21 protein-coding genes are annotated in these 26,376 nt (G+C 63.6%); 9 read left to right on the top strand and 12 right to left on the bottom strand.

What is annotated here, in order from left to right; genetic code table 11:
* Nucleotides 1-210: 210 nt before the first annotated feature.
* The 3 genes from XI05_RS36115 to XI05_RS36105 all read left to right on the top strand — a co-directional run bounded on the left by XI05_RS36115 (nucleotide 211) and on the right by XI05_RS36105 (nucleotide 5,563).
* Complete coding sequence (locus XI05_RS36115; protein WP_271510628.1) at nucleotides 211-1,665, top strand: Spy/CpxP family protein refolding chaperone; 1,455 nt, start codon at nucleotides 211-213, stop codon at nucleotides 1,663-1,665.
* A 102-nt stretch (nucleotides 1,666-1,767) separates the two neighbouring features.
* Nucleotides 1,768-2,154, top strand: a complete 387-nt coding sequence (locus tag XI05_RS36110) for a YybH family protein (protein ID WP_271510627.1) — start codon at nucleotides 1,768-1,770, stop codon at nucleotides 2,152-2,154.
* 37 nt (nucleotides 2,155-2,191) lie between these two features.
* Nucleotides 2,192-5,563, top strand: coding sequence for an AAA family ATPase (locus XI05_RS36105; RefSeq protein ID WP_271510626.1), 3,372 nt, complete (start codon nucleotides 2,192-2,194; stop codon nucleotides 5,561-5,563).
* A 183-nt stretch (nucleotides 5,564-5,746) separates the two neighbouring features.
* Here the strand turns inward: XI05_RS36105 and XI05_RS36100 are convergent, their stop codons facing one another.
* Nucleotides 5,747-5,983 carry a hypothetical protein gene (locus XI05_RS36100; RefSeq protein ID WP_271510624.1) on the bottom strand — a complete coding sequence of 79 codons (237 nt, stop codon included), beginning with the start codon at nucleotides 5,981-5,983 and terminating at the stop codon, nucleotides 5,747-5,749.
* Nucleotides 5,984-6,763: 780 nt separating this feature from the next.
* On the opposite strand from XI05_RS36100, the gene XI05_RS36095 reads away from it, so the two are divergent.
* Nucleotides 6,764-8,149, top strand: a complete 1,386-nt coding sequence (locus XI05_RS36095; protein ID WP_271510622.1) for an FAD-binding oxidoreductase — start codon at nucleotides 6,764-6,766, stop codon at nucleotides 8,147-8,149.
* A 96-nt stretch (nucleotides 8,150-8,245) separates the two neighbouring features.
* Here XI05_RS36095 and XI05_RS36090 read toward each other — a convergent pair whose 3' ends face one another.
* The 9 genes from XI05_RS36090 to XI05_RS36050 form a co-directional block, all read right to left on the bottom strand.
* Nucleotides 8,246-9,109: a sugar phosphate isomerase/epimerase family protein gene (locus XI05_RS36090; protein WP_271510621.1), complete on the bottom strand. Its 864-nt coding sequence runs from the start codon at nucleotides 9,107-9,109 to the stop codon at nucleotides 8,246-8,248.
* Nucleotides 9,109-10,299 (bottom strand): dihydrodipicolinate synthase family protein, encoded by a 1,191-nt coding sequence (locus tag XI05_RS36085; RefSeq protein WP_271510619.1) that lies wholly within the window; start codon nucleotides 10,297-10,299, stop codon nucleotides 9,109-9,111. Before XI05_RS36085 ends, XI05_RS36090 begins: the two co-directional genes overlap by 1 nt.
* A gap of 136 nt (nucleotides 10,300-10,435) precedes the next feature.
* Nucleotides 10,436-11,587 carry a Gfo/Idh/MocA family protein gene (locus XI05_RS36080; RefSeq protein ID WP_271510617.1) on the bottom strand — a complete coding sequence of 384 codons (1,152 nt, stop codon included), beginning with the start codon at nucleotides 11,585-11,587 and terminating at the stop codon, nucleotides 10,436-10,438.
* Entirely contained in the window at nucleotides 11,584-12,981 is a 1,398-nt protein-coding gene (locus XI05_RS36075) for a hypothetical protein (RefSeq protein WP_271510615.1), read from the bottom strand. Before XI05_RS36075 ends, XI05_RS36080 begins: the two co-directional genes overlap by 4 nt.
* Nucleotides 12,982-13,217: 236 nt before the next feature.
* Nucleotides 13,218-14,060, bottom strand: coding sequence for an ABC transporter ATP-binding protein (locus tag XI05_RS36070; protein WP_271510613.1), 843 nt, complete (start codon nucleotides 14,058-14,060; stop codon nucleotides 13,218-13,220).
* A 151-nt stretch (nucleotides 14,061-14,211) separates the two neighbouring features.
* Entirely contained in the window at nucleotides 14,212-15,204 is a 993-nt protein-coding gene (locus XI05_RS36065; protein WP_172783986.1) for an ABC transporter substrate-binding protein, read from the bottom strand.
* Between the two features lie 57 nt (nucleotides 15,205-15,261).
* Complete coding sequence (locus XI05_RS36060) at nucleotides 15,262-16,071, bottom strand: ABC transporter permease (RefSeq protein WP_271510611.1); 810 nt, start codon at nucleotides 16,069-16,071, stop codon at nucleotides 15,262-15,264.
* Nucleotides 16,072-16,397: 326 nt separating this feature from the next.
* The gene (locus XI05_RS36055; RefSeq protein WP_271510609.1) at nucleotides 16,398-17,105 is read right to left on the bottom strand and encodes a TetR/AcrR family transcriptional regulator; all 708 of its coding nucleotides are present in this window, start codon (nucleotides 17,103-17,105) and stop codon (nucleotides 16,398-16,400) included.
* 175 nt (nucleotides 17,106-17,280) lie between these two features.
* On the bottom strand, nucleotides 17,281-18,129 hold the full coding sequence (locus XI05_RS36050; protein ID WP_271510607.1) for a VOC family protein: 849 nt from the start codon (nucleotides 18,127-18,129) through the stop codon (nucleotides 17,281-17,283).
* Nucleotides 18,130-18,342: 213 nt separating this feature from the next.
* Between XI05_RS36050 and XI05_RS36045 the strand changes: the two genes are divergently transcribed.
* Both XI05_RS36045 and XI05_RS36040 read left to right on the top strand, forming a co-directional pair.
* Complete coding sequence (locus tag XI05_RS36045) at nucleotides 18,343-19,236, top strand: sugar kinase (RefSeq protein ID WP_157281072.1); 894 nt, start codon at nucleotides 18,343-18,345, stop codon at nucleotides 19,234-19,236.
* A gap of 6 nt (nucleotides 19,237-19,242) precedes the next feature.
* Nucleotides 19,243-20,151 carry a ribokinase gene (locus XI05_RS36040; RefSeq protein ID WP_271510606.1) on the top strand — a complete coding sequence of 303 codons (909 nt, stop codon included), beginning with the start codon at nucleotides 19,243-19,245 and terminating at the stop codon, nucleotides 20,149-20,151.
* A 163-nt stretch (nucleotides 20,152-20,314) separates the two neighbouring features.
* On the opposite strand, the gene XI05_RS36035 is transcribed toward XI05_RS36040, so the two are convergent.
* Entirely contained in the window at nucleotides 20,315-21,535 is a 1,221-nt protein-coding gene (locus XI05_RS36035) for an NAD(P)/FAD-dependent oxidoreductase (protein WP_271510603.1), read from the bottom strand.
* A gap of 225 nt (nucleotides 21,536-21,760) precedes the next feature.
* Here XI05_RS36035 and XI05_RS36030 point away from each other — a divergent pair, with 225 nt between their 5' ends.
* The gene (locus tag XI05_RS36030; protein ID WP_271510602.1) at nucleotides 21,761-22,555 is read left to right on the top strand and encodes an enoyl-CoA hydratase/isomerase family protein; all 795 of its coding nucleotides are present in this window, start codon (nucleotides 21,761-21,763) and stop codon (nucleotides 22,553-22,555) included.
* Between the two features lie 12 nt (nucleotides 22,556-22,567).
* On the opposite strand, the gene XI05_RS36025 is transcribed toward XI05_RS36030, so the two are convergent.
* On the bottom strand, nucleotides 22,568-24,280 hold the full coding sequence (locus XI05_RS36025; RefSeq protein WP_271510601.1) for an IlvD/Edd family dehydratase: 1,713 nt from the start codon (nucleotides 24,278-24,280) through the stop codon (nucleotides 22,568-22,570).
* 306 nt (nucleotides 24,281-24,586) lie between these two features.
* Between XI05_RS36025 and XI05_RS36020 the strand changes: the two genes are divergently transcribed.
* Both XI05_RS36020 and XI05_RS36015 read left to right on the top strand, forming a co-directional pair.
* Nucleotides 24,587-25,762: a TAXI family TRAP transporter solute-binding subunit gene (locus XI05_RS36020; RefSeq protein WP_271510599.1), complete on the top strand. Its 1,176-nt coding sequence runs from the start codon at nucleotides 24,587-24,589 to the stop codon at nucleotides 25,760-25,762.
* Nucleotides 25,763-25,796: 34 nt separating this feature from the next.
* Nucleotides 25,797-26,348 (top strand): hypothetical protein, encoded by a 552-nt coding sequence (locus XI05_RS36015; protein WP_271510598.1) that lies wholly within the window; start codon nucleotides 25,797-25,799, stop codon nucleotides 26,346-26,348.
* Nucleotides 26,349-26,376: the final 28 nt, after the last annotated feature.

The following is a 26,376-nucleotide window of genomic DNA, read 5'->3' as shown; positions in this document are numbered from 1 at the left end:
CCGCGAGCCGCCCCGCAGGTGGCGGCACCGCGGCGCGAGTTCCAGCGCCCGCCGGCAGCGCCGCAACGTCCGGCCATGGCGCCGCGGCCGACGCCGCATATCGCCACCCCTTCGCGCCCAAGTGCACCCCCGGCCGTGAGCGAGCGATCGGGACCGCCGCGCCAGATGCTTTCGCGCCAATCCGCGGAACGCCAAGACCGCATCGACCGCTTGCAGCAGCGCGTGCAGCAATTGCAATCGCAGAAGCCGGAAGACGCAAGGGCGCGACAGCAGCAGCAGCGGTTGCTGCAGTCGCAGAGCCGTCTTCTTGAGCGCGAGCAACGTGTCCAACAGCGCTCGCAGCACGTCGAGCAGCGGCAGCGCGACATGCTGACGCGCCAGACGACGGAACGCCAGGCCCGCATCGAACGCCTGCAGCAGCGCGTGCAGCAATTGCAGTCGCAAAAGCCGGAAGGCGTGCGAGCGTTGCGCGAGCAGCAACGGACGCTCCAGGCGCAGAACCGTTTGCTTGGCCGAGAGCAGCGCGCGCAGCAAATTGACCTGGCGCGCCAGCAGCGGCTTGGATTGCAGGCTCCGGCCGGCGCGGCCGCGGCGACGGTGGCCGCAGTGCAGGCCGCCCAGCGCGGCCGGTTTGCGGAGCGCTTCCGCGACCAGGCCCCTGCGCAAGCCCAGGCGGCTCTCCTCACTCGTCAAAGCGGCTGGGCTCCCCGACAGGCCTGGCGTCACCGTCATCCCGCGGCGTTCGTGGCTTGGCTTGGGCCCGTGTTCTGGCCTTACGCCTATTCCGACATCTTCAACTACACGTTCTGGTCCTATGCCTACGAGCCCGGATATTGGGCGTACGCCTATGACGACTTCGTCGACACCGTGTTCTGGGGCGGTGACGGCCCTTACTCCGCTTATGCCAGCACCAGCCCGTATGACTACCCTCAAGCCGGCGGAGGCTACCGCGCGCGCCAGCGTGCCAGCGTGAGCCCGCAGACGGTTCAACAATTGTGCGCCACACCCGACAAGGGCGTGACCGCCTGGCCGCTTGCCGATATCGAAAAGGCGGTGCGGCCAACGCCGGAGCAACGCGCATTGTTGGACGAGCTGAAGACGGCGGCGGCCAACGCTGCCGGTGTGTTCAAGGACTCGTGCACGGAGACCTATGCACTGACTCCCCCTGGCCGCTTGCGCGCGATGATGAACCGCATCAGCGCTACGCTTGAAGCCGTCAAGATCGTTCGACCGGCACTGGAGAACTTCTACAATTCGCTCAGTGACGAGCAGCAGGCCCGCTTCAACGCGCTCGGTCCCAATGTCGGCGAGCGCTCGTCGCAGCAGCAGGAGGCGAGTAGCGAGGGCTGCGGCGATCCGAAGTCCGGCCTGACGCAGCTGCCGATCCAGAGGATCGAAGCCGTGCTCCACCCCGCTGGTAAGCAGAAGGAGGCGCTCGATCGGCTCAGCGAAGCGACGGCGAAGGGCGTTGAGGGCCTCCAGGCGGCCTGTCCGAACGATGCGCCGCTGACGCCTATTGGACGGCTCGAGACGATGCAGCACCGGCTCGAGGCCATGTTGACGGCCGCCAAGCTGGTCGAACCCGCCCTGGACGAATTCTATGCCACGCTGAGCAGCGAGCAGAAGGCGCGCTTCAACACCCTGCAACAGGTGGCAGGCCAATGAGGGCGTCGCGTTCTCTCGTTGCAGTTTTGTGCAGCGGTCGAGCGACGTCAGGTGACGTGATCGTTCTCCTGCGAAGGCAACCCCGCGATTGAGGGAGGGATCATGACAGCATTAGCTTCCTCCATAAAACACGACATTGCTGCGGCGTACGCCGCGTGGGATTCAGCATTCAACAAGGCAGATGCCAGGGCTATCGCGGCGACTTACGTGGCAGACGCCAAATTGTTGCCGCCGACGCATCAAGTGATATCCGGTCCGACAGAGATCGAGAGCTTCTTTGCTGGGCTGTTTTCAAGCGGATTCACCGATCACAGGTTAGTCGTCATAGACGCCGGTGGAGATGAGAAGATCGTCTACGGCACGGCCCATTGGAGCGCCAACGGTAAGACCGCGGATGGCGCCAGCCAACCTGCAGGCGGGATTGCAACCCACGTGTTTGAGCGTCAGGCAGATGGTTCGCTGAAGCTGAAGTTGCATACGTTCAATTGAGCTGACCGTTGCCTGATGCGGCACGAGGAGGCTTATCGTGGATATCGCGCAATGGCTTCGCGGTCTCGGTCTGGAGCGCTACATAAAGACGTTTCGTGACGCTGAAATCACGTCCGAGGTTTTGCCAGAACTGACCGAAGCCGACCTGCGGGAGCTTGGCTTGCCACTCGGCCCGCGCAAGGCTGTGCTAAGGGCAATCCATGCACTCGCTCCGCCGATCGCTCGGGTGGCTGTCGAGGGCAATGGACCTGCCGACCACGCGAAGCCATCGATCCCTTCGGACGCGGAGCGTCGGCAGCTCACAGTCATGTTCGTCGACCTGGTCGGCTCGACGGCACTTGCTTCAGGGCGCGATCCCGAGGAGCTGCGTGACCTCTTGCAGGCCTACCATAACACCGTGGTGGGCGAGATCGACCGATTCGAAGGCCACATAGCCAAATTCTTGGGCGATGGCGTTCTCGCTTATTTCGGCTGGCCGCGGGCGCACGAAGATGAGGCGGAGCGCGCCGTTCGCGCTGGGCTTCGAGTGACCAAGGCGGTCGCATCCCTTACCGAACCGGGTGGTGCAGCGCTCGCCGCCCGCGTCGGCATCGCAACCGGTCTGGTCGTGGTCGGCGAGCTGATTGGCGAGGGAGAGGCTCGCGAGCGCGCAGTCATCGGCGAAACACCAAACCTAGCCGCCCGACTGCAAGGTCTGGCCAAGCCGAGTGATGTGGTGATTGCCGAGTCGACCCGCCGCCTACTCGGCGAAGCTTTCACGTACCACGACCTCGGCACGGTGCCTCTCAAGGGTTTCCCGGAACTGATGCGGGCGTGGCTCGTCCTTGGTGAAGGCGCAGCAGAGAGCAGGTTCGAGGCCCAGCATGGCATGGCAACGACCGCACTGGTCGGACGGAATGAAGAACTTGCATTGCTCTTGGATCGCTGGGAGCGGGCGAAAGAGCGGGAAGGACAGATCGTCCTGCTCGGCGGCGAGGCCGGCATTGGCAAGTCGCGGCTCGTGCGAGCCTTACGCGACCAGGTCGCACGTGTGCCGCACACGCCTCTGAGCCATTTCTGTTCACCATTTCATACCAACACCGCCTTGTATCCCGTCGTTGGCCTCCTTGAACGGGCAGCGGCAATACGGCGGGAGGACGCTTCCGACGAACAGCTCGATAAACTCGAGGCCATGCTTGCTCTTGGTGCGGACGATGTGCATGAGAGCGCGCCGGTTCTCGCGGATCTCTTGGCAATCCCGACCGGGGAGAGATACCCGCCCCTTGCACTTAGTCCGCACCAGAAGAAGGAGCGAACCTTCCAGGCCCTTCTGGAACAGATACAAGGCTTGGCGGCAAGACAGCCAGTGCTTGCCGTTTACGAGGACGTCCATTGGGCAGACCCTTCTATGCTCGAACTCCTCGATCGGCTTGTCGACGAGGCGCAGCGACTTCCGATTTTGATGATCGTTACCTTCCGGCCCGAGTTCATTCCGCGCTGGACGGGTCATGGGCACGTGACAGCGCTCTTTCTAAGCCGGCTGGGACGTAGGCAAGGGGCGGCAGTCGTTGACCGGATCACGGGCGGCAAAATGCTCCCTCAGGAGGTGCTCGAGCAGATTTTGGCCAAGACCGACGGCGTGCCGCTGTTCGTCGAGGAGCTCACCAAGGCCGTCGTCGAATCCGGGCTGCTCAAAGATCAGGGCAGCCGCTATGAGTTGATCGGCCCATTACCGCCGCTGGCGATCCCGACGACGCTGCAGGACTCCTTGATGGCCCGCCTCGATCGATTGGCGCCGGTAAAGGAAGTTGCCCAGATAGCAGCTTGCATCGGACGCGAATTCGGACACGATCTTCTGCGCCTTGTAACGGCACTCGACGAGCACGCGCTCCAGCATGCTCTCAATGATCTATTGGCCGCGGAACTGATATTCCGTCGTGGCGCACCTCCGAATGTTGGCTACAGCTTCAAACATGCGCTGGTGCAGGACATCGCGCACGAGAGCCTCCTAAAGAGCAAGCGGCAGCAGATCCATGCCCGCATAGCTGCAGCTCTCGAACAACATTACCCTGCCCGTGCGGAGGCGGAGCCGGAGACGATCGCTCTGCATCTCACCGAGGGTGGACTGGCAGGAAAGGCGGTGGACTATTGGCTGCGGGCCGGCCGTATTGCGGCTGCGCGTTCCGCCAATCTCGAAGCGATCACTCATCTCACAAGGGGACTGGAAGCAATCAAGTCCAATCCACAAGGGCCGGAGCGCGATCGCCAGGAACTCGCTCTGCAAACAGCAATCGGAGGTCCACTGATTGCCATCCACGGATACACGGCTCCGCAGCTTGGCACAGCCTTCAGCAGGGCTCATGCGCTCTGCTATGAGCTCGACGACACGGGTGCCTTGTTTTCCACCCTTAGCGGCAAATTCATCTTCCACTTCGTGCGCGGCGACCTTGCTGCCATGCAGAGCCTCGTTGCCGAAGCGCAGCGCGCCGCCGAGCGCACCGGGCACACAGCACTGGAATTGGCTGCGCATCGTCTGGCCGCGCTCACCGCAATGCATGCCGGTGATTTTCTGACCGCACGCTCGGAGTTCGAAACGATCTTGAGTCGCTATCAGCCAGAGGAGCATCGGCCGCCGCCCGTGCACTACGTACATGACCCGAAGGCCTCGGCGCTACCCTACTTGGCGATTGTGCTTTGGGTTCTTGGTTACCCCGAACAGGCTCAGCGGACTAGCCGTGCCGCATCTCAATACGCCATGGAGTTGAATCAGACGAACCTTACCGCGCATGTGCAGGTCTATGGCGAGGCGGCTCCTGCGGAGCTAATGGGAAACGTGGCGGCCGTACATGCGCACGCCGACGCCATCATCCATCTCGCCGATCAGAACAGCTTGAACTATTGGCGCGTGAGCGGCCTCATTCTGCGGGGCTGGGCAATGGCGCAAGAGGGCAACGTGGAGGCCGGCCTGGCGCTCATGCGCCTCAGTCTGAACGAGCGGAACAGGCTCGGAGCCAGTTGGTACCAGGTTCGGTACTTGTGGATGCTCGCGGCCACCTACCTCCACTTGAGCGACTACGACAACGGCGTCGCTACCCTTGCCGAAGCAAAGGCCCTTGCCGCGCGCAGCGGCGAGCATATGTGGGAGGCAGAACTTGCATGCATCGACGGTGAACTGCACCGCTTTCGTGGTGCTCCAGCTGACGAGGTCGAGGGGTATTTGCAAACTGCACTCAAGGTCGCCCAAAGACAGAGCGCAAAGTCCTTTGAATTGCGTGCTGCAATGAATTTGGCTCGGCTTTGGCGCGACCAGGGCAGGACGGCCGACGCGCGGTGCCTTCTTGGCTCGGTTTACGGCTGGTTTACGGAAGGCTTCGAAACGCCGGACCTTCGTTCCGCCAAGGCGCTCATGGAGGAGCTTACCCGACCATGATCGCGCTTTTCCAAACTTCAGACGTTGCCGTACAGCAAGCACACGGGTGACACAGCAACCCTCTACTTGCGTTATTGGAACTGAACACGAGTCAACTCCGCTGTGAGGTCACAAGCAGTCATGCTCTGGACGATCAGCACTCAGAGCCGACCTTCCCTTCATGTGTGCACGGCCTTTCCGACCTCACGCGACGGAAATCGTCGTCGACCCAGCATCACTCGCGTTTGCGATCGATTGAGACTGCTCGGCCTCATTCGAGACAATGGCGTTGCATTGCTGGAAGTGAGACGACACCGCAACATCGGCCAGATGATCCCAGTATTCTGCTTCTGCGAGCAGCTTCCACTTGTTCATGCTGTTGTAGGCAGCTTGTTGGCGGCACAATGAGCCCATCGCACGCATGCGTCGCACTTGATCCACTGCGAACCTCCCTTCGCGCTCGCTTGCTTGGCAAGCGCATCTGTGTTGTCACAGCTTCGCAGATCGAATTGACGAGTGATAGCCCGGTGTTTGACGGTGAATCGATGACAGCGCAATCGTCTGACTTTTCACCGAACAAAGCGAGCCCGGCAAAATTGGATCTGAAACCAGTTTAGCCCGGCGCATTGAATTGCAGGATCGTCATTGGCGGTCTTTTCCCGCAATAACGTGCGCCGTTCGGCAAAGCTCGCCAGCCTCGTCACGCGATCACAACAATGGCCCCGACGGTTGCACGTCGGGGCCATGCAAGATCACCAGGCATGGGTGCATCCGCCGCGCCTGCTGATCGTTGATGCCGCTGATTACCATCTCCGATCTGGCACAGACTGTGGCGAGGCAGCGGCATCAGGATGATATTCTGCCTGAAAGCTGATGGCAGTCACTACATCATTGGTGGTACTTCCACCAGCTCGCGGCTTCGCATCCGCAACTGGGTCGATCGGACAGCAAGTCCAACCAATGTCCGTTCGACCGCCGAAAGCGGAGGCACACCACCTTCCCGTACCGTTCGATGCAGGTGCGCAGCACCTCGTTCATCGGCTTGCCCACCAGTCGTTGAAGAAGATCTCGATCTCCAAATAGAGGCATACGCGCAGTCGATTTGCGATGGCTATCGCGCTGCGCTTGATCTACCTTTTCATAACGGGCGGAGAACGCTCGAGGAGCCCTGCGAGCAACCTCCGACCCAATGACCGATCATGGGTGGAATAGGAGGACATCATGCAGAGCATGGCCACCGAAACCTTCATCGGCAATATGCGCGGCCCGGTTATCAGGCGAATGGATGCCGACTATGACGCTGTGCGCAGCCTCTACAACGGTATGATCGACAAGAGTCCAATGATGATCGCGCGATGCGCCGACGTCGCTGACGTCGTCGCGGCGGTCAATTTTGCAAGGGACAATGATCTCCAGGTCGCGATCCGCGGAGGCGGCCACAATGGGCCGGGCCTCAGCAGTGTCGAAGACGGACTGATGATCGACATGTCGATGATGAAAGGCGTGCGGGTCGATCCCGGCGCTCGTACCGTCCGCGTCGGACCCGGCTGCTCGCAAGGCGATGTCGACCACGCCACGCACATCTACGGGCTTGCCGTGCCGGCCGGCATTGTATCGACCACAGGGATCGCCGGCCTTACGCTCGGCGGCGGCACGGGATACCTCACCCGCAAGCATGGCCTCACCATCGACAATCTCCTCGAGGCGGATGTCGTGCTCGCGGATGGACGCATCGTCACCGCCAACAAGTCGGAGAACGCCGACCTTTACTGGGGATTGCGCGGGGGCGGCGGCAATTTCGGCATCGTCACGAGCTTCCTGTTCCAGGCTCATCCTGTGACGATGGTATATGCCGGTCCGATCTTCTGGGATCTCGAAAATGCCCGTACCGTGATGCAGAAGTACAGGGATTTCCTCCGCAGCGCTCCCGAGGAGCTCGGGGCCTTTGTCGGCTTGAAGACCGTTCCGCCGATGGACCCGTTCCCGCCGGATCATCAGGGCAAGCGCGCCTGCGCCATCATTGCCTGCTACAATGGTCCGACAGAAGACGGCAAGGCGGTCATAGCGGGGTTGCTCGGTGAGCTGCCCCCGCCGCTCTTCAATTGGATGGGCGAAATGCCCTATCCGGCCCTCCAGTCCATGTTCGATCCGTTCTTCCCGAAAGGTCTGCAGTGGTACTGGCGCGGCGATTTCGTGAAGGAACTGACCGACGAAGCAATCGACGCCCATATCGAGCAGGCCCGCAAAGCACCGAGCGCACTGTCGCTCATGCATCTCTATCCGATCGATGGCGCCGTCCATCGCGTCGGCAAGAGCGACACCGCCTGGAACACGCGCGACGCGACCTGGTCGATGGTCATCGCCGGTATAGATCCCAATCCGCAAAAAGCAGGCGAAATCACGCGCTGGACCAAGGACTATTGGGAAGCCGTGCACCCCTACTCGGCTGACGGCGGCTATGTGAATTTCATGATGGAGGATGGAGATGACAGCAGACTTAGGGCCACTTACGGCGACAACTACGACCGCCTCGCCGCCTTGAAGGCCAAGTACGATCCGACGAACTTCTTCCACATGAACCAGAACATCCGACCGCTGCACTCGTAGACGATCTACCTGCTGCACGGTTCGGGCGCCTCCAAAGTGCTGTCGGAGCGTTCTCTCGCTTCGAGGAACGAGGGAACGCTGTGGCGCTTGTGTTGACTATACCACCGTCCTGTGCCGCGCGATGCAGGTGCGCAGCACCTCGTCCATCGGCTTGCCCCACCAGTCGTTGGAGAAGATCTCGATCTCGGAATAGCCGGCAAAGCCCTGCGCTTCGACCGCCGCGCGCACCGATCTGATGTCGATGACGCCGTCGCCCATCATGCCGCGGTCGTTGAGAATGTCCTTGGTCGGCACCAGCCAGTCGCAGACATGGAAGGCGAGCAGGCGGTCCCGGCCGGCGCGCGCGATCTGGTCCATCAGCTCCGGATCCCACCAGATGTGATAGACGTCGAGCGCGACGCCGAGCATGCCGGTGCGGCCGGGGTCGAGCCGGTCGCAGATGTCGAGCGCCTGCTTTGTCGTGTTCACGCAGGCACGGTCAGCGGCATAGGCCGGATGCAACGGCTCGATCGCCAGCGGCAGCTTGGCTTGCCTCGCGTAGTCGAGCATGTCGGCAAGCGCGTCCTCGACCTGCCCGCGCGCCGCCACGAGATCCTTCGACGCCTCGCTGCCCGGCCGCGAATATTGCGGCAGGCCGCCGACGACGAGGACGATGCAGGGCGCGCCCAGCGCCTTGGCCTCGTCGACACAGCGGCGGTTGTCGTCGCGCACCTCGCCCCGGCGCGAGGCATCCGAGGTGAACATGCCGCCGCGGCAATAGCCTGAGAGATCGAGGCCGGCCTCGCGCACCGCGCGTGCGGCGCGGTCGAGACCGACGGCGGCGACCTGGTCGCGCCAGGGATCGATGGCACGGATACCTTGTCTTGCACAGGCATCGATGATTTCGACGAGGTCACCCTGCTTGCGGACGGTCGCCGCATTCAGCGAAAGCCAGCGGTGGTCGGACGAAAAATCGCGCATCAGGATTCGATACCGTGGGTGGCGAGCACGGTCTTCATCCGTTGCGTCGCGAGTTCAGGGTTGGCGAGCAGACCGGCCTTGTCGGCCAGACGGAACAGCTCGGCGAGATGAAGCGTCGAGCGCGTGCTCTCCTGTCCACCGACCATGGTGAAGTGATCCTGGTGTCCGTTGAGATAGGCCATGAACACGACGCCGGTCTTGTAGAAGCGCGTTGGCGCCTTGAAGATGTGGCGCGACAGCGGCACCGTCGGCCCCAGCACGTCGTGGAAGCCGGCCTCGTCTCCGGCAGCCAGCCGCGACAGCGCATAGGACGCCGCCGGCGCAATGGCATCGAAGATGCCGAGCAGCGCGTGGGAAAAGCCTTGGCTGTCGCCGGCGATCAGCTCCGCGTAGTTGAAATCGTCGCCGGTATACATCTTGATGCGCTTGTCGAGGCGCCGGCGCATGTCGATCTCGCGCTGCTTGTCGAGCAGCGAGACTTTGACGCCGTCGACCTTGGCGGCGTTGCCGTTGATGATGGCGACGGCAATGTCCATCGCCTTGTCGAGATCCCCGGTGCCCCAATATCCGGTCAGCGCCGGATCGAACATGTCGCCGAGCCAGTGGATGATGACCGGCTCGCGGACTTGCGAGAGCACGCGATCATAGACCTTCGCGTAATCGTCGGCGTTGCGACCGAGCTTTGCCAGGGCGCGCGAGGCCATCAGGATGATGCGGCCGCCGACCTTCTCGACCGCCGAGACCTGCTCTTCATAGGCGCGGATGACGTCGTCGAGGCTTCTGGCGTCCTCCACTGCGAGATGGTCGGTGCCTGCACCGGAGAACACCAGCGCGTTGCGGCGCTTGGCGGCGGCAACCGAGCGCGTGATCAGCTCCAGCGAGGTCGGCCAGTCCAGCCCCATGCCACGCTGGGCGGTGTCCATGGCTTCGGCAACGCCGAGGCCGAGGTCCCAGACGTGCTCGCGAAAGGCAATGGTCTTGTCCCAGTCGACCGCAACCGACAGCCAGGGATCGTTGTCCGCGAAGGGATCGGCCACGGTGTGCACGGCAGAGAAGGCGATGCGGTTGAGCGGTCCCTCGAGCTTTGCGGGAAACGTGCGCGAGGCCGCGAGCCGGTAGGTCTCGATCGAGCGATCGGCCTGCGGCAGCTTGAGCGACAATGACGACATTGGTTGGACGGGCTTGTTCATGATTTCGAACCTCTCCCCGTCATTGCGAGCGAAGCGAAGCAATCCAGAATGCCTCCGCGGCAACAGCCTGGATTGCTTCGTCGCTTCGCTCCTCGCAATGACGGCTTGGTAGACATCGGGGCTTATCCGACTGACCTCAGACCTTGATCGGGGCGACGTCGATCCAACGCCGCTCCTTCCAGCTCTTCAGCGCGCATTCGGCGAGCTGCACGCCCTTGGCGCCTTCGAGCAGCGTGAACTTGTAGGGCGCGTCCTCGTAGACGTGGCGGATGAACATTTCCCACTGCTCCTTGAAGCCGTTGTCGTAGGTGACGTTATCCGGCAGCTTCTGCCAGTCGCTGTAGAAATCGTGCAGCCGCTTCTCGTCGGGATTCCACACTGGCCGGGGCGTAGCCTGCCGCGCCTGGATCATGCAGTCGGAGAGGCCCGCCACCGCCGAGCCGAGCGTGCCGTCGACCTGGAAGGTGACGAGGTCGTCGCGATAGACGCGCGTCACCCAGGACATGTTGATGTGGGCGATGATGCCGCCGCCGAGCTGGAACGTGGCGTAGGCGGAATCATCGGCCGTCGCCTTGTACTTCTTGCCCTGCTCGTCATAGCGCTCGGGGATATCGGTGTTGCCGATGCAGCTCACGCTCTGGACGTTGCCGAACAGGTTGTCGAGCACGTAGCGCCAGTGGCAGACCATATCGAGGATGATGCCGCCGCCGTCCTCGTCGCGATAGTTCCAGGACGGCCGCTGCGCCTCCTGCCAGCCGCCCTCGAACACCCAATAGCCGAACTCGCCGCGCACCGAGAGGATGCGGCCGAAGAACCCGGAGTCGCGCAGGAAGGCGATCTTTTTCAACCCCGGAAGGAACAGCTTGTCCTGCACGGTGCCGTGCTTGACACCCTTGGCATTGGCGAGCTTCACGACCTCGAGGGCCTCTTCGAAATTGGTCGCGATCGGCTTCTCGCAATAGACATGCTTGCCGGCGTTGATGGCCTGGGTCAGCAGGCCGGGGCGCGCTTGCGTGGTCGCGGCATCGAAGAACATGGTGTCGTTCTTGTCGGCGAGCGCGGCATCGAGATCGGTGGTCCAGCGCGTGATGTTGTAGCGCTTGGCCAGCGCCTCGACCTTCTCGGCGTTGCGGCCGACGAGGATCGGATCGGGCATGACGCGGTCGCCGTTCTTCAGGCGAATGCCGCCCTGGTCGCGGATCGCGACGATCGAGCGGATCAGATGCTGGTTGAGCCCCATGCGGCCGGTGACGCCGTTCATGATGAGGCCGAGGCGTTGGGTGGTCATGCCAATTGCTCCCAGAGTGATTTTGGCTGTTCGGGCGGGCGCAGTGCGGACCAGTCCGGATGGACCGACGTCGCAAAGCCCGCAGAATGAAGCGATCCCGTCAGGAGATCGCCGTTGTGAATCTTGAGGCGGATGCCCTGCCCGGCATCGGCATAGAGATCGGAATGCGCGGCCGCGAAGGCCGCAGCTTCGGCGGCCGGCGTGTCGCCAAAGCCATCGACATAGTGATGGCCGTTGCGCTCGGCATGCGTGACGCCAATGAAGGCGCCGAGCGCGAGGTCCTGCTGCACGGCAAGACCGGCTTGGCAGGTCAGATCCTCGCCCGTCACGAAGAAGGTCTCGCCTTCCGTACTCCATTTCGCCGCGCGCGTGGCATTGATGACGGACTTGTAGAGGCCCTTGCAGGATTTCGAGGAGATGCCGCGATAGCCGAGGGCCCGCGCTGCCGGGAACGCATGGTAGGAATCGTCGGCCTCGTCGATGATGAAGCCGCGCGCGGCGAGCGAGCCGAGCGGCGATTGCCGCGTGATGTCGCGCGGCATCGGCTGTTCGACATAGAGCAAGCGCGTGGCGATCGGGCGCAGCGCGGCGTCATGATCGAGCCGGTCCATCAGGGCGTGCAACGCCGCGAGATCCGCGTATTGCTCGTTGGCGTCGAGTGTCACCTTGTAGTCGCGTCCAAGCGTATCGAGCTCCTTGCCGATCCGCGCGAGCCGCGCCGCATCGGCAGCCGGATCACCGGACAGCTTGAGCTTGAAGTACCGCGCACCGGTATTCTCGCGCGGATCGGCAACGCCGCCCTCGCCTTCAACGACATCATCGAGGCCGACCGTGTGCCTGATCGCAACACGCTCGAGCGGCACCCGGCCGGAGAGAAACGTCCTGATGTCCTTCTCGCTCAAATCAGGAGAAAGCCGCGCATCGATGCCGGCGATATTGCCGGACATGCCGTCAAAGAAATTGGTCTCGACGGCGCGCAGCAACGCATCGAGGATCGCCTTGTCAATTTCCGCCGGACCATAAGCGGCGGCGAGCGGCGGAATGTTCTCTTTTGCACAAGCAGCGACTTGGTGGCCGATGCAAGATGCATGCAGATGGAATGCCGTCTGGAATCCGGTCTGCGCCAGATAGAGCCCACGCGCGATCTGAAGCGAGCGTCGCAGACCGTCCACCGTCTGCGCCGGCGACAACTCCGGACGCTTGTCGAACCATTTCGGCACCAGCAACTCGGCACTGGCGCCGACCGCGCTTCCCCTGCCCTCGACCTCGATCTCGGCCCGCACGAACAGCTGCGGCGTCGCGTTGATCGTGATCGCGCCGAAGCGGAACGGCCGCGCGAATTGCACGGGACGTTCGAAGAAGGCGATGTCTCGCAGCTTCAGGCGCGGGGACATGGTGTTGCAGCTTGACGAAGTTGGTGAGCGAGGTCTGGCCACTGGCGCGGTGCACCTCTCCCGCTTGCGGGAGAGGTCGGCACGTTCCGGGCGATGCGAAGCATCGTCCCGTGCCGGGTGAGGGTTCTATCCTCTTGGCGAGTCCTGCCAGCGGAGACCCCCTCTCCCCAGCCCTCCCCCGCGGGCGGGGGAGGGAGCGCACCGGCGTCGTGGTGGCTAACGGCGGATCCCATAACCTAATCCAATGCACCTTGCGAGAAGAAGTGCTTGCGGATGCGCTGCACGAGCTCCGTAAACACCGGATCGGCCATCACGTCGAGCGAGCGCGGGCGCGGCAGCGGCACGTCGTAGATTGCCGCGATCGCACCGGGGCGCTCGGTCATGACCAGCACGCGGTCGGCGAGGAACACGGCTTCCGGGATCGAATGCGTGATCAGCAGAACCGTCTTCTTCGTCTCGCGCTGGATCCGCATCAGCTCGACATTCATGCGCTCGCGCGTCAGCGCATCGAGCGCGCCGAACGGCTCGTCCATCAGCATGATCCTGGGATCATGCACCAGCGCGCGGCAGATCGAGGCGCGCTGCTGCATGCCGCCGGAGAGCTGCCAGGGCAGCTTCTTCTCGAAGCCTTCGAGGCCGACCAGCTTCAACAGCTGCTTGGCGCGATCGAGATATTCCTGCCGCGGCAGGCGCTTCATGTCGATCGGGAGCATCACGTTGCCCAGGATGTTGCGCCAGGGCAAAAGCAGCGCGTTCTGGAACACGATGCCGACATTGCCGTGCGGCGTCGTCACCTTCTCGCCCTCGACCAGGATCTCGCCCGTGGTCGGCGCCAGCAGACCCGAGATCAGCTTGAGCAGCGTGGACTTGCCGCAGCCGGATGGGCCGACCACGACGAAGAACTCGCCGTCATTGATGTGGAAGTCGAGCGGCCGCAACGACGGCACGTCGCCGTCGCGCGTCCGATAGGTCTTCGACACGCCCGACAGCTTGATGCCCGAGGCATCGCCGGCCCGGTCGCTCACCAGTCTCAGATGGGAGGTGGGCTGATCTGTTGGACTGACCTTCTTCGGAATCATTCGGTTACACCCAATCGAACGCACAGGTTACATTCGTCATTCCGGGGCGCGACGAAGTCGCGAACCCGGAATCCATCGGGCAGCGGTTTCCGACTAAAAATGGATTCCGGGTTCGCCCTTCGGGCGCCCCGGAATGACGGGAGTGGATTTCTCACGAGCCGCTCTTCGGCAGGTAATCGTTGGTATAGAAGGCCTTCGGATTCTCCTTGGCCTTGGCATCGAGCCCGCCATATTCGACCAGCAGATTGACGGTCTCGGCCATGTTCTGGTCGGTGACCTGGAACGGCCGCTTGCCCTTGGTCTCCGCGGTCCGGTACAGCGGAATGGTCAGCTCAAAACCCTGCGTCAGCGTGTCGATCTTGCCGCCCTTCGGGTTGGCATCGAGGATCGACTGCGCCGCGGCCTTCGGCTCCTTCTCGGCGGCCTCGACCGCTTTCGTCGTTGCCGACATGAAGCGGCGGACGAGATCGGCATTGGCCTTCACATAGTCGGCGTTGGCGATAATGCCCGAGGAGACCATGTTGATGCCGTAGTCGGCGAACTTGATCGGGTAGACGTCCTTGCCCGTCGCGTCCTTGATCTTCATCGACTGGTCCATGACGTAGCCGAGCAACAGATCGGCCTGTCCGTTGATGACGGCGTTGAGCTTGGTCTGTCCGTCGCCGGCGACCGTCTGGAAGTCGCTCTCCTTCAGGCCCGTCTTCTTCAGGAACAACGGCCAGATCTGCGTCATGGAATCGGCCGGCGTGATCGCCACCGTCTTGCCCTTGATGTCCTCGGGCTTCCTGATGTTCTTGTCGGCGAAGCCCATGGCGGACATCGGCGAGGTCTGCAGCAGCACGCCGGTCGCGACCACCGGCGCGCCCTTGATCGCGGCGCGCATCATGGTGGGGACGTCGACATAGCCGAAATCGGCGGTCTTGGCAGCAACGGCCTGTGTGGTCGCAGCCGAGCCGCGGCCTTCCTGGATCTCGAGCTCGATGCCTTCGGCCGCGTAGATGCCCTTGGCCTTGCCGTAATAGAACGGCGCGTGCTCGCCATAGACGTACCAGTTCAGCATCAGCACGACCTTGTCGGCTGCCTGCGCCGGCATGGCTGCGAACGCCAGCAGTGCCACGGATGCAGCCCCAATCCACTTCCTCATCGTTTCTCTCCCTTGCCGTTTGTTGCGTCGGCCGTTGGTGGCCGCTCGTTGCTTTAGTCAGGATGCAAAGATCACGTCTTCGCGCTGGCTGACATGCCAGGGAATGACCAGCTTCTCGATCCGGTCGACGATCCAGAACAGGACTACGCCGAGCAGCGCGAGGATCACCAGCGCCGCAAACATCGTCGGCAGGTCGAACGTGCCGATCGAGCGCTGCATCACATAGCCGATGCCGGAATTGGAGCCGACGAACTCGCCGACCACCGCGCCGACGACGGCGAGCGTCACCGAAACTTTGAGGCCGGAGAAGATCGCGGGCAGCGCATGCGGCAGGTTCACCGCGCGGAACACCTGCAGGCGACTGCCCTGCATGGCACGGGCGAGATCGACCATGTCGGGGTCGACCGATTTGAAGCCCTGCACGGCGGAGACCACCACCGGAAAGAAGCCGAGCAGGAAGGCCGAGATCACTTTCGGAATGATGCCGAAGCCGAACCACACCACGAACAGCGGCGCGATCGCGATCTTCGGCACGGATTGGGAAAACACCAGCAGCGGATAGACGTAGCTCTCCACCGTTTTCGAGCCCGCGATCAGCATCGCGACGGGAATGCCGAACAGCGCCGACAGCAAGAAGCCGCAGACGGTCGCATAGGTGGTCGGCCAGGACTGACGCAGCAGCTCCGGCCATTCGGTGCGCAACACGGCGACGACATCGAGTGGCGACGGGATCTGGTAGGCGGGAATCCTGAAGATCCGGATCGCGAGATCCCAGGCGACGACGATGAAGACCAGGAACAAGAACGGCCGAACCCAGGCCGCATTCAGCAGCTTGGAAACAGCGTTTTGCGGCTTGGGCTCGGCCAATTTTCACTCCCGGCAGTCTTCTTCGTTATGGCGAGAAATTAACCCGTTGGATAAATACTGTCCAGAGCTTTCCCTGTGACGTTTTGCGCCGGGGTCCGGGAGCTTTTGGGAACGGGACTGTCGTGTCCCGGACGCGCTGCGACGCGAAGCGCACGCCAAGGGGGCGTGCGCTTCGTCCGGGGCACGAGAACGGAGTGAGAGGTGCGCCCGCCTCCACGTCGTCATTGCGAGCGCAGCGAAGCAATCCAGACTGTCTCCGCGGAAAGATTCTGGATTGCTTCGCTGCGCTCGCAATGACGGAGCAAGTCGCTCATCTGGGCTACAGGCTACACCGTCTGCACCACCGCAGCCGGCGACTTCGGGGCCTTCGCGACCTCGAACAGCGCGGCGGATTGCCCTGTCAGCGCGGCAAGAACGAGGCCCACCATGTGCGCCAGCCGCTCGTCCTTGGCCTTCTTGTCCAGGAGATCACGGCCGAAGATCACGCTGAGCGTTGCCGAGTTCGAGAGATAGAAGAAGCTGAGCGCCGCAATGGAGATGTAGAGCTGCACCGGATCGACCGCGACCTGGAAATCCCCGCTCTCGACGCCGCGGCGCACCACGGTGCGGATCATCTCGACGAAGGGCGAGTGCATCGACTTGACCTTGGTCGATTTCTTCAGGTGCTTGGCGCGCGCCAGATTCTCGGTCTGCAGCAGCGACAGGAACTCGGGGTTGCGCAGGAAGTAGTTCCAGGTGAACTCGATCAGGCGGCGGATGGCCTCGGGCGGATCGAGATGTTCGAGATCGAGCCCCCGCTCCTCGCTGCGGATCTTGTCATAGGCGCCTTCGAGCACGGCGAGATAGAGCTCGTCCTTGTTGCCGACGTGGTAGTAGAGCATGCGCTTGTTGGCGCCGGCCTTGGCCGCGATGCGGTCGACGCGCGCGCCGGCAAGGCCATGGGCGGAAAACTCCTGCTTGGCGGCTTCGAGAATGCGCAGCCGCATCCCCTCGGGGTCGCGCTGCCATTTCAGAGGTCGCTTTGCTTTCGCCAAACCGGGTGCTCGCTGGGTGCTCTGCATATGGCGTGTAACACGCGGGCGGGCGTTTGAGAACGATCGTCATTCCGGGGCGCGCCTCTTGGCGCGAGCCCGGAATCCATCGGGCGGCAGAATCGGTGGCGGAATGGATTCCGGGCTCGTCGCTTCGCGACGCCCCGGAATGACAGAATCACTCCACCGGCTTCGGCGAGCGCTCCAGAAGCACGGTCTGAATCCCGCAGGTGCCATTGCGCACCGTCATGATGCGCGTGCCCGGCTTGCGGCCGGTGCGCACCTCGGAGACGTCGAGTCCGCTCGCGATCAGGCGGGCGCGGGTGGCGTCGATGTCGGCGACGCGCCAGCTCAGGCCCCAGAGCCGGTCATGCGTGGCATCGCCACCCGCGACCGGGCGGCGCACCACCTCGACGATGAGGTCGCCGCAGCGGAAGAACATCAGCTGGCCCCAGTCCTGGTGCGAGCGGTCGAGCGCGAGATCAAGGCCAAGCCGGGCGCCGTAGAGCGCGGCGGCGCGCTCGGAATCCTCCGTGGTGACGACGACGTGGTCGAGCCCCTCAATCGGCGCGATGTCGGTGGCGACCGACTTCGGCCGCTCGTCGGCCAGCTCCAGGAAGAACATGCGGACGCCGCGCGTCAGCTCCGTCGCGGCCCGCGTGCGCTTCCAGTGCAGCACGGCATCGGTGACGGCATCACTGCTTTCGACCTCCGCGACCGGGTCCGGCCTCAGGGCCACCCGCTCCAGCCGGCGGTGCATCTTGCCGATGTCTGCGACACGAAAGCACAGGCTGGCGAGCACGCCCTCCCGGTCGCCGAGCAGTGCGCGCATGCGGTCGGCGGTGACGCTGAAGCCGTGAGGGGCCATCAGCTCGATGGTCATGTTGTCCAAGGTGAACAGCACCCGGTCGGCGCCCTCGCCCGAGTTCTGCCAGGCCGGCGCGCGGGCGAGCAGCGTCTGATAGGCCGCCCTGGCCGCACCGATATCGCCCACCAGAACGACGATGTGATCGAGCCCGGTGATCATTCTGCACCCTTTTGATGGACCTGGAACCCCCGGAAGCGAAAGACGGCGTTTGTCCGGGCTTGGCATTGGCCAGTGATGGTCGTATTCCCGGGCCATGCTGACCTCAAGCGCTTCGGGCGGCAGTTTTGCGAATAATTTCAGCGTCCCTCCGGAGCGGAACCGGTGCTACAGTCATCCCGCCCGCCGGGACCACAAGCGCATCACGGACAAGCAATGCAGGCTCTCTTCATCGGACAGACCTATATCGACGTCGTCTTCATCACCGACCACATGCCGACCGGCGACGAGAAGCACGTGGCGCGTGACTACGCGGTCTCCTTCGGCGGCAACGCGGTAACGGCGGCGTTCTGCTGTGCCAAGCTCGGCATCGTGCCGGACCTGATCGCGACCGCAGCCAATGACTGGCTCGGGCGCATGTTCCAGGACATGTGCGCGAAGTACGGTATCTCGCTGCATGGGCGCAAGGTCAACCAGTCCTCGCTCTCCTTCATCATGCCCAAGGACGGCAAGCGCGCCATCGTCCGCTGCCGTGATGACGAGCACATCCATCCCTTTCCGATGCTCAATCTCGGCGGCTGCCGCGCGCTGCATGTCGACGGCCACCAGCCGGATGCGGCGATCCACTATGCCAAGGTGTGCCGCGAGGCCGGCATCCTGACCTCGCTCGACGGCGGTGGCCTGCGCACCAACACCCATGAGCTGCTGGAATTCATCGACGTCGCCATCGTCGCCGAGCGCCTGTGCGAGCAGATGGATTTGACGCCGGAGAAGATGCTCGACTATCTCAAGAGCCGCGGCTGCAAGATCGGCGGCGTCACCATGGGCGAGAAGGGCCTGTTCTGGTACGACGAAACCGGGACGGTGCAGGTGATGCCGGCGATGCCGATCCCGCGCGAGCGCGTGATCGACACCAACGGCGCCGGCGACGTCTTCCACGGCGCCTATGTCTATTCCTACCTCGCCCATCCCGGCAAAAGCTGGCGCGAGCATTTCGATTTTGCCCGCGCCGCCTCGACCTTCAAGATCCAGCGCCTCGGCAACGAGGCCGGCTTGCCGACTCTGGTGGACATCGCCAAGGTTCGACACGAGTTCGAGGTCAGGGTCTAGAACAAGATGGGGCGCGTCTTCGTCGCCGGCAGCATCAACATGGATGTGGTGGCGACGGCCGATCGCCATCCACGCATCGGCGAGACCGTCGCCGGCCGCCAAGTGCTGTATTTTCCGGGCGGCAAGGGCGCGAACCAGGCGGTGGCGGCGTCACGGTTGGGGGCGCGGACCACGCTGATCGGACGGTTGGGCCGGGATTCGTTCGGCGCCGAGCTCAAGGCCTTTCTCGGCGAGCAGGGCATCGATCTCGGCTACGTCGTCGAGACGGCGGAGACGCACACCGGGACGGCCATCATCACAGTGGCCGAGGCCGACAACACCATCGTCGTCATTCCCGGGGCGAACGGGCTGGTCGGCGCTGATGACGTCAGCGTCGTGCCGCTGCTGAAGGGCGACGTCGCGGTCAGCCAGTTCGAGATTCCGCTGCCGACCATCGCCGCATTCTTCCACCGCGCCCACGCGGCGGGGGCAGTCACCGTGCTGAACCCGGCGCCGGCGCAGAAGATGCCGGGCGAGCTGCTGGCGCTGGTCGACATCCTCGTGCTCAACGAGACCGAGCTCGGCTTCCTCGCCGGCAGCGAGCTCTCCGAGAGCGACGCGGCCGCCCGCATCACCGAAGTCGCGCGACAGCTTCAGGCGCGCGAGGACCAGACCGTCTGCGTCACGCTGGGCAAGCGCGGCGTGCTGGCGCTCGCCGGGCGCGACGAGATTGCGGTGGCCGGCCGTGTGGTGAAGGCGCTTGATACCACAGGCGCCGGCGACTGCTTTGTCGGCGCGCTCGCCGCGCAACTGGCTGACGGCGCAGCCTTGCGCGAGGCGCTGACGTTCGCCAACGCCGCCGCCTCGATCAGCGTGCAGCGCATGGGCGCCGGGCCGTCGATGCCGACGGCGGCGGAAGTGGCGGTGGTTTTATAGGCGCTGCGCTTTCTTCACCTCGCCCCGCTTGCGGGGAGAGGTCGGTTTGCATCGCAGATGCAATCCGGGTGAGGGGGTACAGGTCTCGCGATCATCTCATCTGCGGATAGAGCCCCTCACCCCGACCCTCTCCCCGTAAGAACGGGGAGAGGGAGAAGAAAGATCACGCCAGCGCGCTCTTCAGGTCGAAGCTTTCGTCAGCGGCCTGCTCCGGCGTGATCGAGCGGTTCATGGCCTGCAATCTCCGGCCAAACATGTGATCGCCGGCGCGGTTGATCGATTCGATGCCGAGCAGCTTGTCGCCATGATAGCAGAACGCCGAAAAGGCCTTCTTGGCGGGATCGCCGCGCAGCACGACGCGGTCGTAACCGGTCGTCAGCCCCGCGATCTGGAGCTTGTCCTCGCCCTGGTCGCTCCAGAACCAGGGATGGCTGTCGTACGGCTTCTTGTCGCCGGTCAGCTTTGCTGCGAGGCAGCGGGCGTGATCGGTGGCGTTCTGCACCGATTCCAGCCGCAGCGAGCCGCCGAAGCGTGGGCTTGCGAACAGCGCGCAATCGCCGATCGCGGAGATGTTGGGGTCAGCCGTCGACAGATATTCATCCACGATGATGCCGGCCGCGACCGGCAGCCCCGCCACGGCCGCGAGCTCGATGTTCGGCAGCACGCCGACGCCGACCACGACGAGGTCGGCGGGCAGATGCCGCCCGTCGCTCAAGGAGACGCCGGTGACCTTGCCATTCTCGGCTTCGATGGAGGTGGCCTGCACGCCGAGATGGATGCGGATGCCGGCCTCGCGGTGGCGATCCTGAAAATACTCCGAGACCTCCGCCGTCACCGCCCGCGCCATCACGCGCGGGGCGAGCTCGAGCACGTCGACCTCGAGGCCCTTGATGCGGGCGGTCGCGGCAAACTCAAGGCCGATGAAGCCGGCGCCGATGATCACGGCGCGCGTCTTCGACGGCATGATCGCGCGCAGCGCCTCGCTGTCGTCGAGGATGCGCAAATACTTCACGTCGGGCAGGTTGGCGTTGGGCAAATCGAGCAGGCGGTTGCGCGCGCCGGTCGCCAGCACGAGATGGCCGTAATCCAGCGTCCCGCCCGAGGCAAGATGCACCTTGCGCGCGGCACGGTCGATCGAGGTGGCGCGGCCGGCGATCAGCTCGATGGTCTGGTCCTGATAAAACTTCTCAGGCCGGAACATCAGGCTCTCCGGACCCGCGGAGCCCTTGATGTAGGCCTTGGACAGCGGCGGCCGCTGATAGGGCAGATGCGCTTCGTCGTTGACCAGGCAGATGCGCTCGGAAAAGCCCGCCTGGCGCAGGGATGCCGCGACCTGGTAGCCGCCATGGCCGGCACCGACGATGATCACCGGACCGCCAGTCATTGCAACAGCCCACTTCCGGAGACACGAGCGTGACCCATGTCGTCTCCTCTCTCACTGATTTTGGTTGCAGGCCTTTCGAGGAGCCGGCGCTCGTGTCCGTCCCTTGGCGAAGGCGGGCCTATTTGAGCCTATCGTTCCGCCCGGCGCAAGAGCGGCCGGGGATTGTCTCCCCTCGCCTTCTGCGATTTAGTCGTACGAACGTACCTCATGCCGGGGATATTCCAGATGCCAGCTCCCGTCTCAAAGCCCGACGATCCCGCCCTGCTGCGGATCGACGGCCCGATTGCAACCATCACGCTCAACCGCCCCACAGCGTTCAACTCGATCAATCTTCCGATCGCGCAGAAGCTCGAGCAGCTCGCGGCCTATATCGAAGGCGACGACGCCATCAAGGTTTTGGTAATCGAAGGCGAAGGCCGCGCCTTCTCGGCCGGCGGCGATCTGCAGACGATCGGGGCCGCCGCCGAGGCCAACACGGTGACGCCCGTCGTCGGCGAGCTGCTCAAGCACTATCATGCCTTCATCGAGATCGTCAGGCGCATGCCAAAAATCTCGCTGTCGAGCGTTCACGGTTCGGCTGCCGGCGCCGGCATGGGCCTCGCCTTCGTCACCGATCTCTGCATTGCCGCCGAGGATGCCAAGTTCACGCCGGCCTATGCCAAGATCGGCGTGTCGCCGGACGGCGGCTCCACGGTCGGCATCGTCGGCACGGTCGGCTCGCGCCGCGCGCTGCAGATCTTTCTCGCCGAAGACAATTTTACCGCGCAGCAGGCCTATGAATGGGGCCTGGTCGCCAAGACCGTTCCCGCAACCGAGCTGAAGGCGGCAACGCGGCAGCTTGCCGAGCGTCTCGCCCAGAACCCGCCGGCTTCGATCGCCGGCACCAAGCAGCTGGTCTATCAGGCTGCGACCACGCCGGTGAAGCAGCAGCTCGATGCCGAGGAGCACAAGATCATCATGGCGATGAACACGGAAGACTTCCGCACCGCCGTGAAGAAGTTCACGAGCAAGAGCAAGTAGCGCGGCGGCGGCTCAGCCCTTCGCGGGGCCCGTCCTCTGCATGAAATCGAAATCGCAGCCCTCGTCGGCCTGCAGGATGGTCTCGTTGAACAGCCAGGCGTAGCCGCGCCGTGCTTGCTCCGGCGCTGCGGCCGGCTTCAACGCAGCACGGCGGCGGTCGAGCTCGGCGGCGTCAACCAGCAGCTCGATGCTGCGCTTGGCCACGTCGAGGCGGATCATGTCGCCGTTCTCGACAAGCGCCAGCGGCCCGCCGTCGGCGGATTCCGGGGTGATGTGCAGCACGATGGTGCCGAACGCGGTGCCGCTCATGCGCGCATCCGAGATACGCACCATGTCCTTGGTGCCGCCGCGCGCGAGCTTCTTCGGGATTGGCAGATAGCCGGCTTCCGGCATGCCGGGTGCGCCCTTCGGGCCGGCATTGCGCAACACCAGCACGTCGTCGGCGGTGACGTCGAGATCGGGATCGTCGACCCGCAAGGTCATGTCCTCGACGGACTCGAACACGACGGCGCGCCCGGTGTGCTGCAGCAACTTCGGGCTCGCGGCCGATTGCTTGATGACAGCACCGCGCGGGGCGAGATTGCCGTGCAGGATGGCGAGGCCGCCCTCTTTCTTGATCGGATCATTGCGCGGGCGGATGGCATCCTGGCCCGGCACGTCCTCCGCATTCGCCGCGATCTCGCGCAACGTCTGGCCGCTGATCGTTCTGGCATCGAGATCGATGAGATCGCCGAGCTGCGCCAGCAGCTTCGGCACGCCGCCGGCGTGGTGGAAGTGCTCCATGTAGTGCTCGCCGGATGGCTTGAGGTCGATCAGCACCGGCACTTCGCGGCCGATCTGGTCGAATGCTGCGAGATCGAGCCGATGCGGCGAGCGATGCGCCATTGCGGTCAGATGGATCAGGCCGTTGGTCGAGCCGCCGATCGCCTGCAGCACGACCTGCGCGTTCCTGAACGAGGCCGGCGTCAACACTTCGCTCGGCTTCGGTCCCTTGGCCTTGGCCATCTCTGCGGCGACCTTGCCGCTGGCCTCGGCGAGACGGAAGCGCTCGGCATGCGGCGCGGGTATCGTCGCGCTCATCGGCAGCGCCAGGCCCATCGCCTCGATCATGCAGGCCATGGTCGAGGCCGTCCCCATCACCATGCAGGTACCAACCGACGGCGCGAGGCGGCCATTCACCGCCTCGATCTCGGCATCGTCCATGTCGCCGGCGCGATATTTGGCCCAGAGCCGGCGGCAGTCGGTGCAGGCGCCCAGCACCTCGCCCTTGTGATGACCGACCACCATCGGGCCGACCGGGATGACCACGGTCGGCAGGTCGGCGCTGATCGCGGCCATCACCTGCGCCGGCAGCGTCTTGTCGCAGCCGCCGATCACGATCACCGCATCCATCGGCTGAGCGCGGATCATCTCCTCGGTGTCCATCGCCATCAGATTGCGCAGATACATCGAGGTCGGATGCGCAAAGCTCTCGGCGATCGAGATGGTCGGGAACACGAACGGCATCGCACCCGACAGCATCACGCCGCGCTTGGCGGCCTCGATGATCTCAGGGACGTTGCCGTGGCAGGGATTGTAGTCGCTATAGGTATTGGTGATGCCGACGATCGGGCGCTCCAGCGCGTCGTCGGAATAGCCCATGGCCTTGATGAACGCCTTGCGCAGGAACAGCGAGAAGCCGGCATCGCCATAGCTCGTCAAACCCTTGCGCAAGCCACTCGTCATCGTGCCACTCCTTTTGGCTTACCACCGTGGTACAGCGCGCTCCTCGATTGTCAATAAGCCCGGGCGATAGCGTCGCACTTTCCGGCTTAGAGCACCGCTTGGCACACGAATGGATTGCAGGCGAGGCCTTGCGCCTCGGCAAACTTCAGCTGCAGGCATCACGGAACGGCACTGCCCCGGCGGCGTTGGAAGGCCAAGCATTTGTTTCGACCTTGCTTCGGACGCGGTAGATGGCAGTCTCTCGGGTCATGTCACGTCCCAGCGAGAGCTGACCGAGCAAGTTGAACATTGAGGGTCTGCGGAGCGATGCGGGCCGGTTTGTTCATCGCATTGATTGCAGCGGCCTACTTTGGCGGGCAGGTCCAGGTTTGTTTCGCGCAACAGCGACTGTCGGCTTCTCCGAGCGAAGCCACGAAAGTGTCTCCAAGAAAGGAAGGCACCCCCAGGAAGGAGACCGGGCGATCTGCGGACCCGTATACGGTGGGCTTCGTGACCGGTACGCCGCAATGCACTGAATTCGCGCTCGCTCAGGACATTGCGACCACGCTCGCCGGCGGCCAAGAGACCGGCCCTCGGGGCCAAGTCGCATTAAGGGTCCTGCCGATAGTGGGAAACGGCGGTATCCGCAACGTTCTCGATGTGCTCACCCTCGCAGGTGCCGACGTGGCGATCGCGCCCGTCGTTCTGGTCGACCGCCTCCGGGAGACAAGGACCTTCGGGGACATTTCAGACAGACTGACCTACATTGCACCGCTCCATATCGAAGAGTTCCACCTCCTTGCGCGGCCGGAGATCGGAAGCCTGGCGGAACTTTCGGGAAAGAGAGTCAATCTCGGAGAGGACGGCAGTGCCGGCGCCATCCTCGGCCGCGAAGTGTTGAACCGTCTGGGCATCAAGATCAGCGAGTCGAACTTGGGACCGGAGGCCGCGCTGGATGGTCTGAGGAAAGGAGATCTCTCCGCCGCTCTGCTGGTCTCAGGAAAACCGGTCAGCTTCCTGGCGCAGGTCTCGCAATTCGACAATATTCACCTCCTGCCAATCCCCTACTTCAAGGAGCTGCTGCAACAAGATTATCTGCCATCGACGCTCCGCCATAAGGACTATCCAAATATGATCGCCGCCGAAGCAAGCGTCGACACGATCGCGATCAAATCCGCTCTCTTCGCCTACAACTGGCCGAGTGGCAGCGAGCGGTTTCGGTTGCTGGAATTCTTCGTCCAGACATTGTTCACGCGCTTTCCTGAATTCCTGGCTGGCGCACATCACCCCAAATGGCGCGAGGTGAACCTGGCCGCGCAGCTCCCCGGATGGCGACGATTTCGGCCGGCAGAGCGGTGGCTCCAGCAGCAATCGGGCAGCGAGGCCGCACTTCGCAAGGCGTTCGGCAGATTCCTCGAAGGAAAGCCGACCGCCAATCCGCCAGACCCGGAAGATTTATTCCGGGAGTTCCTGCGCTGGCGAGAACGCAATCCGGATAAATGAGCAAGATTTGGCAGTCAAATGTCGGGAGGTGTCGATGCGCAACGCGCTTGTGAGCGCAGCCTTGGCTGCGTTGCTGGCCTTGATCGCCGACGTGCGGCACCCTGCAGCCCAATTTGCTCCCTTCTTTCCATCAACACCGCAGACACTCGCGCCGCCGGCCGACACGACCGAGCGCATCAAGACAGCCCCTCGCCGAAGCACCAAGGCGCACAGGAAGCGCGACATCGTTCGTTCGCCGCCCAATCAGCGGAAAGTCGCCGAGAAAAACGGATACAAGCGGGTCAGCGATCTCGTGAATTTCCCAAAGTTCTTTCCGGGCCTCGGCATCATTTTCGTGAAGCCCGACACGTTGCCGCTGGGGCCGTTCCTGTGCTTCGATCGCAGGGATCGTCTGGTGGCGACCGTGTACATGGTTCCGAACAAGGACATCGACGATCACAAATCATGGGAGGGAGCGGGATCCGCAGCACCAGTTGACCACGTCAGTCTCTACTTCAACCCGGGTCACCCTGGCGTGGACGTGCCGCATTACCACGTGGTGCTCTGGCATGTGACCAGGAAACAGGAAGCGCGCGTTGCAAAATGACGTGCAACACCCCTGCGATGACAGGCGA

The organism is Bradyrhizobium sp. CCBAU 11357, assembly GCF_028128865.1.
In the GTDB taxonomy this organism is placed as follows: domain Bacteria; phylum Pseudomonadota; class Alphaproteobacteria; order Rhizobiales; family Xanthobacteraceae; genus Bradyrhizobium.
The sequence above is the reverse complement of the archived record's forward strand: the minus strand, read 5'-3'. Positions and strand labels throughout refer to the sequence as shown.

Coding starts and splice junctions, on each gene's coding strand:
- XI05_RS36110 (WP_271510627.1), top strand. CDS start 1,768: ATGACAGCATTAGCTTCCTCCATAAAACACGACATTGCTGCGGCGTAC.
- XI05_RS36095 (WP_271510622.1), top strand. CDS start 6,764: ATGCAGAGCATGGCCACCGAAACCTTCATCGGCAATATGCGCGGCCCG.
- XI05_RS36090 (WP_271510621.1), bottom strand. CDS start 9,109: ATGCGCGATTTTTCGTCCGACCACCGCTGGCTTTCGCTGAATGCGGCG.
- XI05_RS36085 (WP_271510619.1), bottom strand. CDS start 10,299: ATGAACAAGCCCGTCCAACCAATGTCGTCATTGTCGCTCAAGCTGCCG.
- XI05_RS36080 (WP_271510617.1), bottom strand. CDS start 11,587: ATGACCACCCAACGCCTCGGCCTCATCATGAACGGCGTCACCGGCCGC.
- XI05_RS36075 (WP_271510615.1), bottom strand. CDS start 12,981: ATGTCCCCGCGCCTGAAGCTGCGAGACATCGCCTTCTTCGAACGTCCC.
- XI05_RS36070 (WP_271510613.1), bottom strand. CDS start 14,060: ATGATTCCGAAGAAGGTCAGTCCAACAGATCAGCCCACCTCCCATCTG.
- XI05_RS36065 (WP_172783986.1), bottom strand. CDS start 15,204: ATGAGGAAGTGGATTGGGGCTGCATCCGTGGCACTGCTGGCGTTCGCA.
- XI05_RS36050 (WP_271510607.1), bottom strand. CDS start 18,129: ATGATCACCGGGCTCGATCACATCGTCGTTCTGGTGGGCGATATCGGT.
- XI05_RS36045 (WP_157281072.1), top strand. CDS start 18,343: ATGCAGGCTCTCTTCATCGGACAGACCTATATCGACGTCGTCTTCATC.
- XI05_RS36040 (WP_271510606.1), top strand. CDS start 19,243: ATGGGGCGCGTCTTCGTCGCCGGCAGCATCAACATGGATGTGGTGGCG.
- XI05_RS36035 (WP_271510603.1), bottom strand. CDS start 21,535: ATGACTGGCGGTCCGGTGATCATCGTCGGTGCCGGCCATGGCGGCTAC.
- XI05_RS36030 (WP_271510602.1), top strand. CDS start 21,761: ATGCCAGCTCCCGTCTCAAAGCCCGACGATCCCGCCCTGCTGCGGATC.
- XI05_RS36025 (WP_271510601.1), bottom strand. CDS start 24,280: ATGACGAGTGGCTTGCGCAAGGGTTTGACGAGCTATGGCGATGCCGGC.
- XI05_RS36020 (WP_271510599.1), top strand. CDS start 24,587: ATGCGGGCCGGTTTGTTCATCGCATTGATTGCAGCGGCCTACTTTGGC.
- XI05_RS36015 (WP_271510598.1), top strand. CDS start 25,797: ATGCGCAACGCGCTTGTGAGCGCAGCCTTGGCTGCGTTGCTGGCCTTG.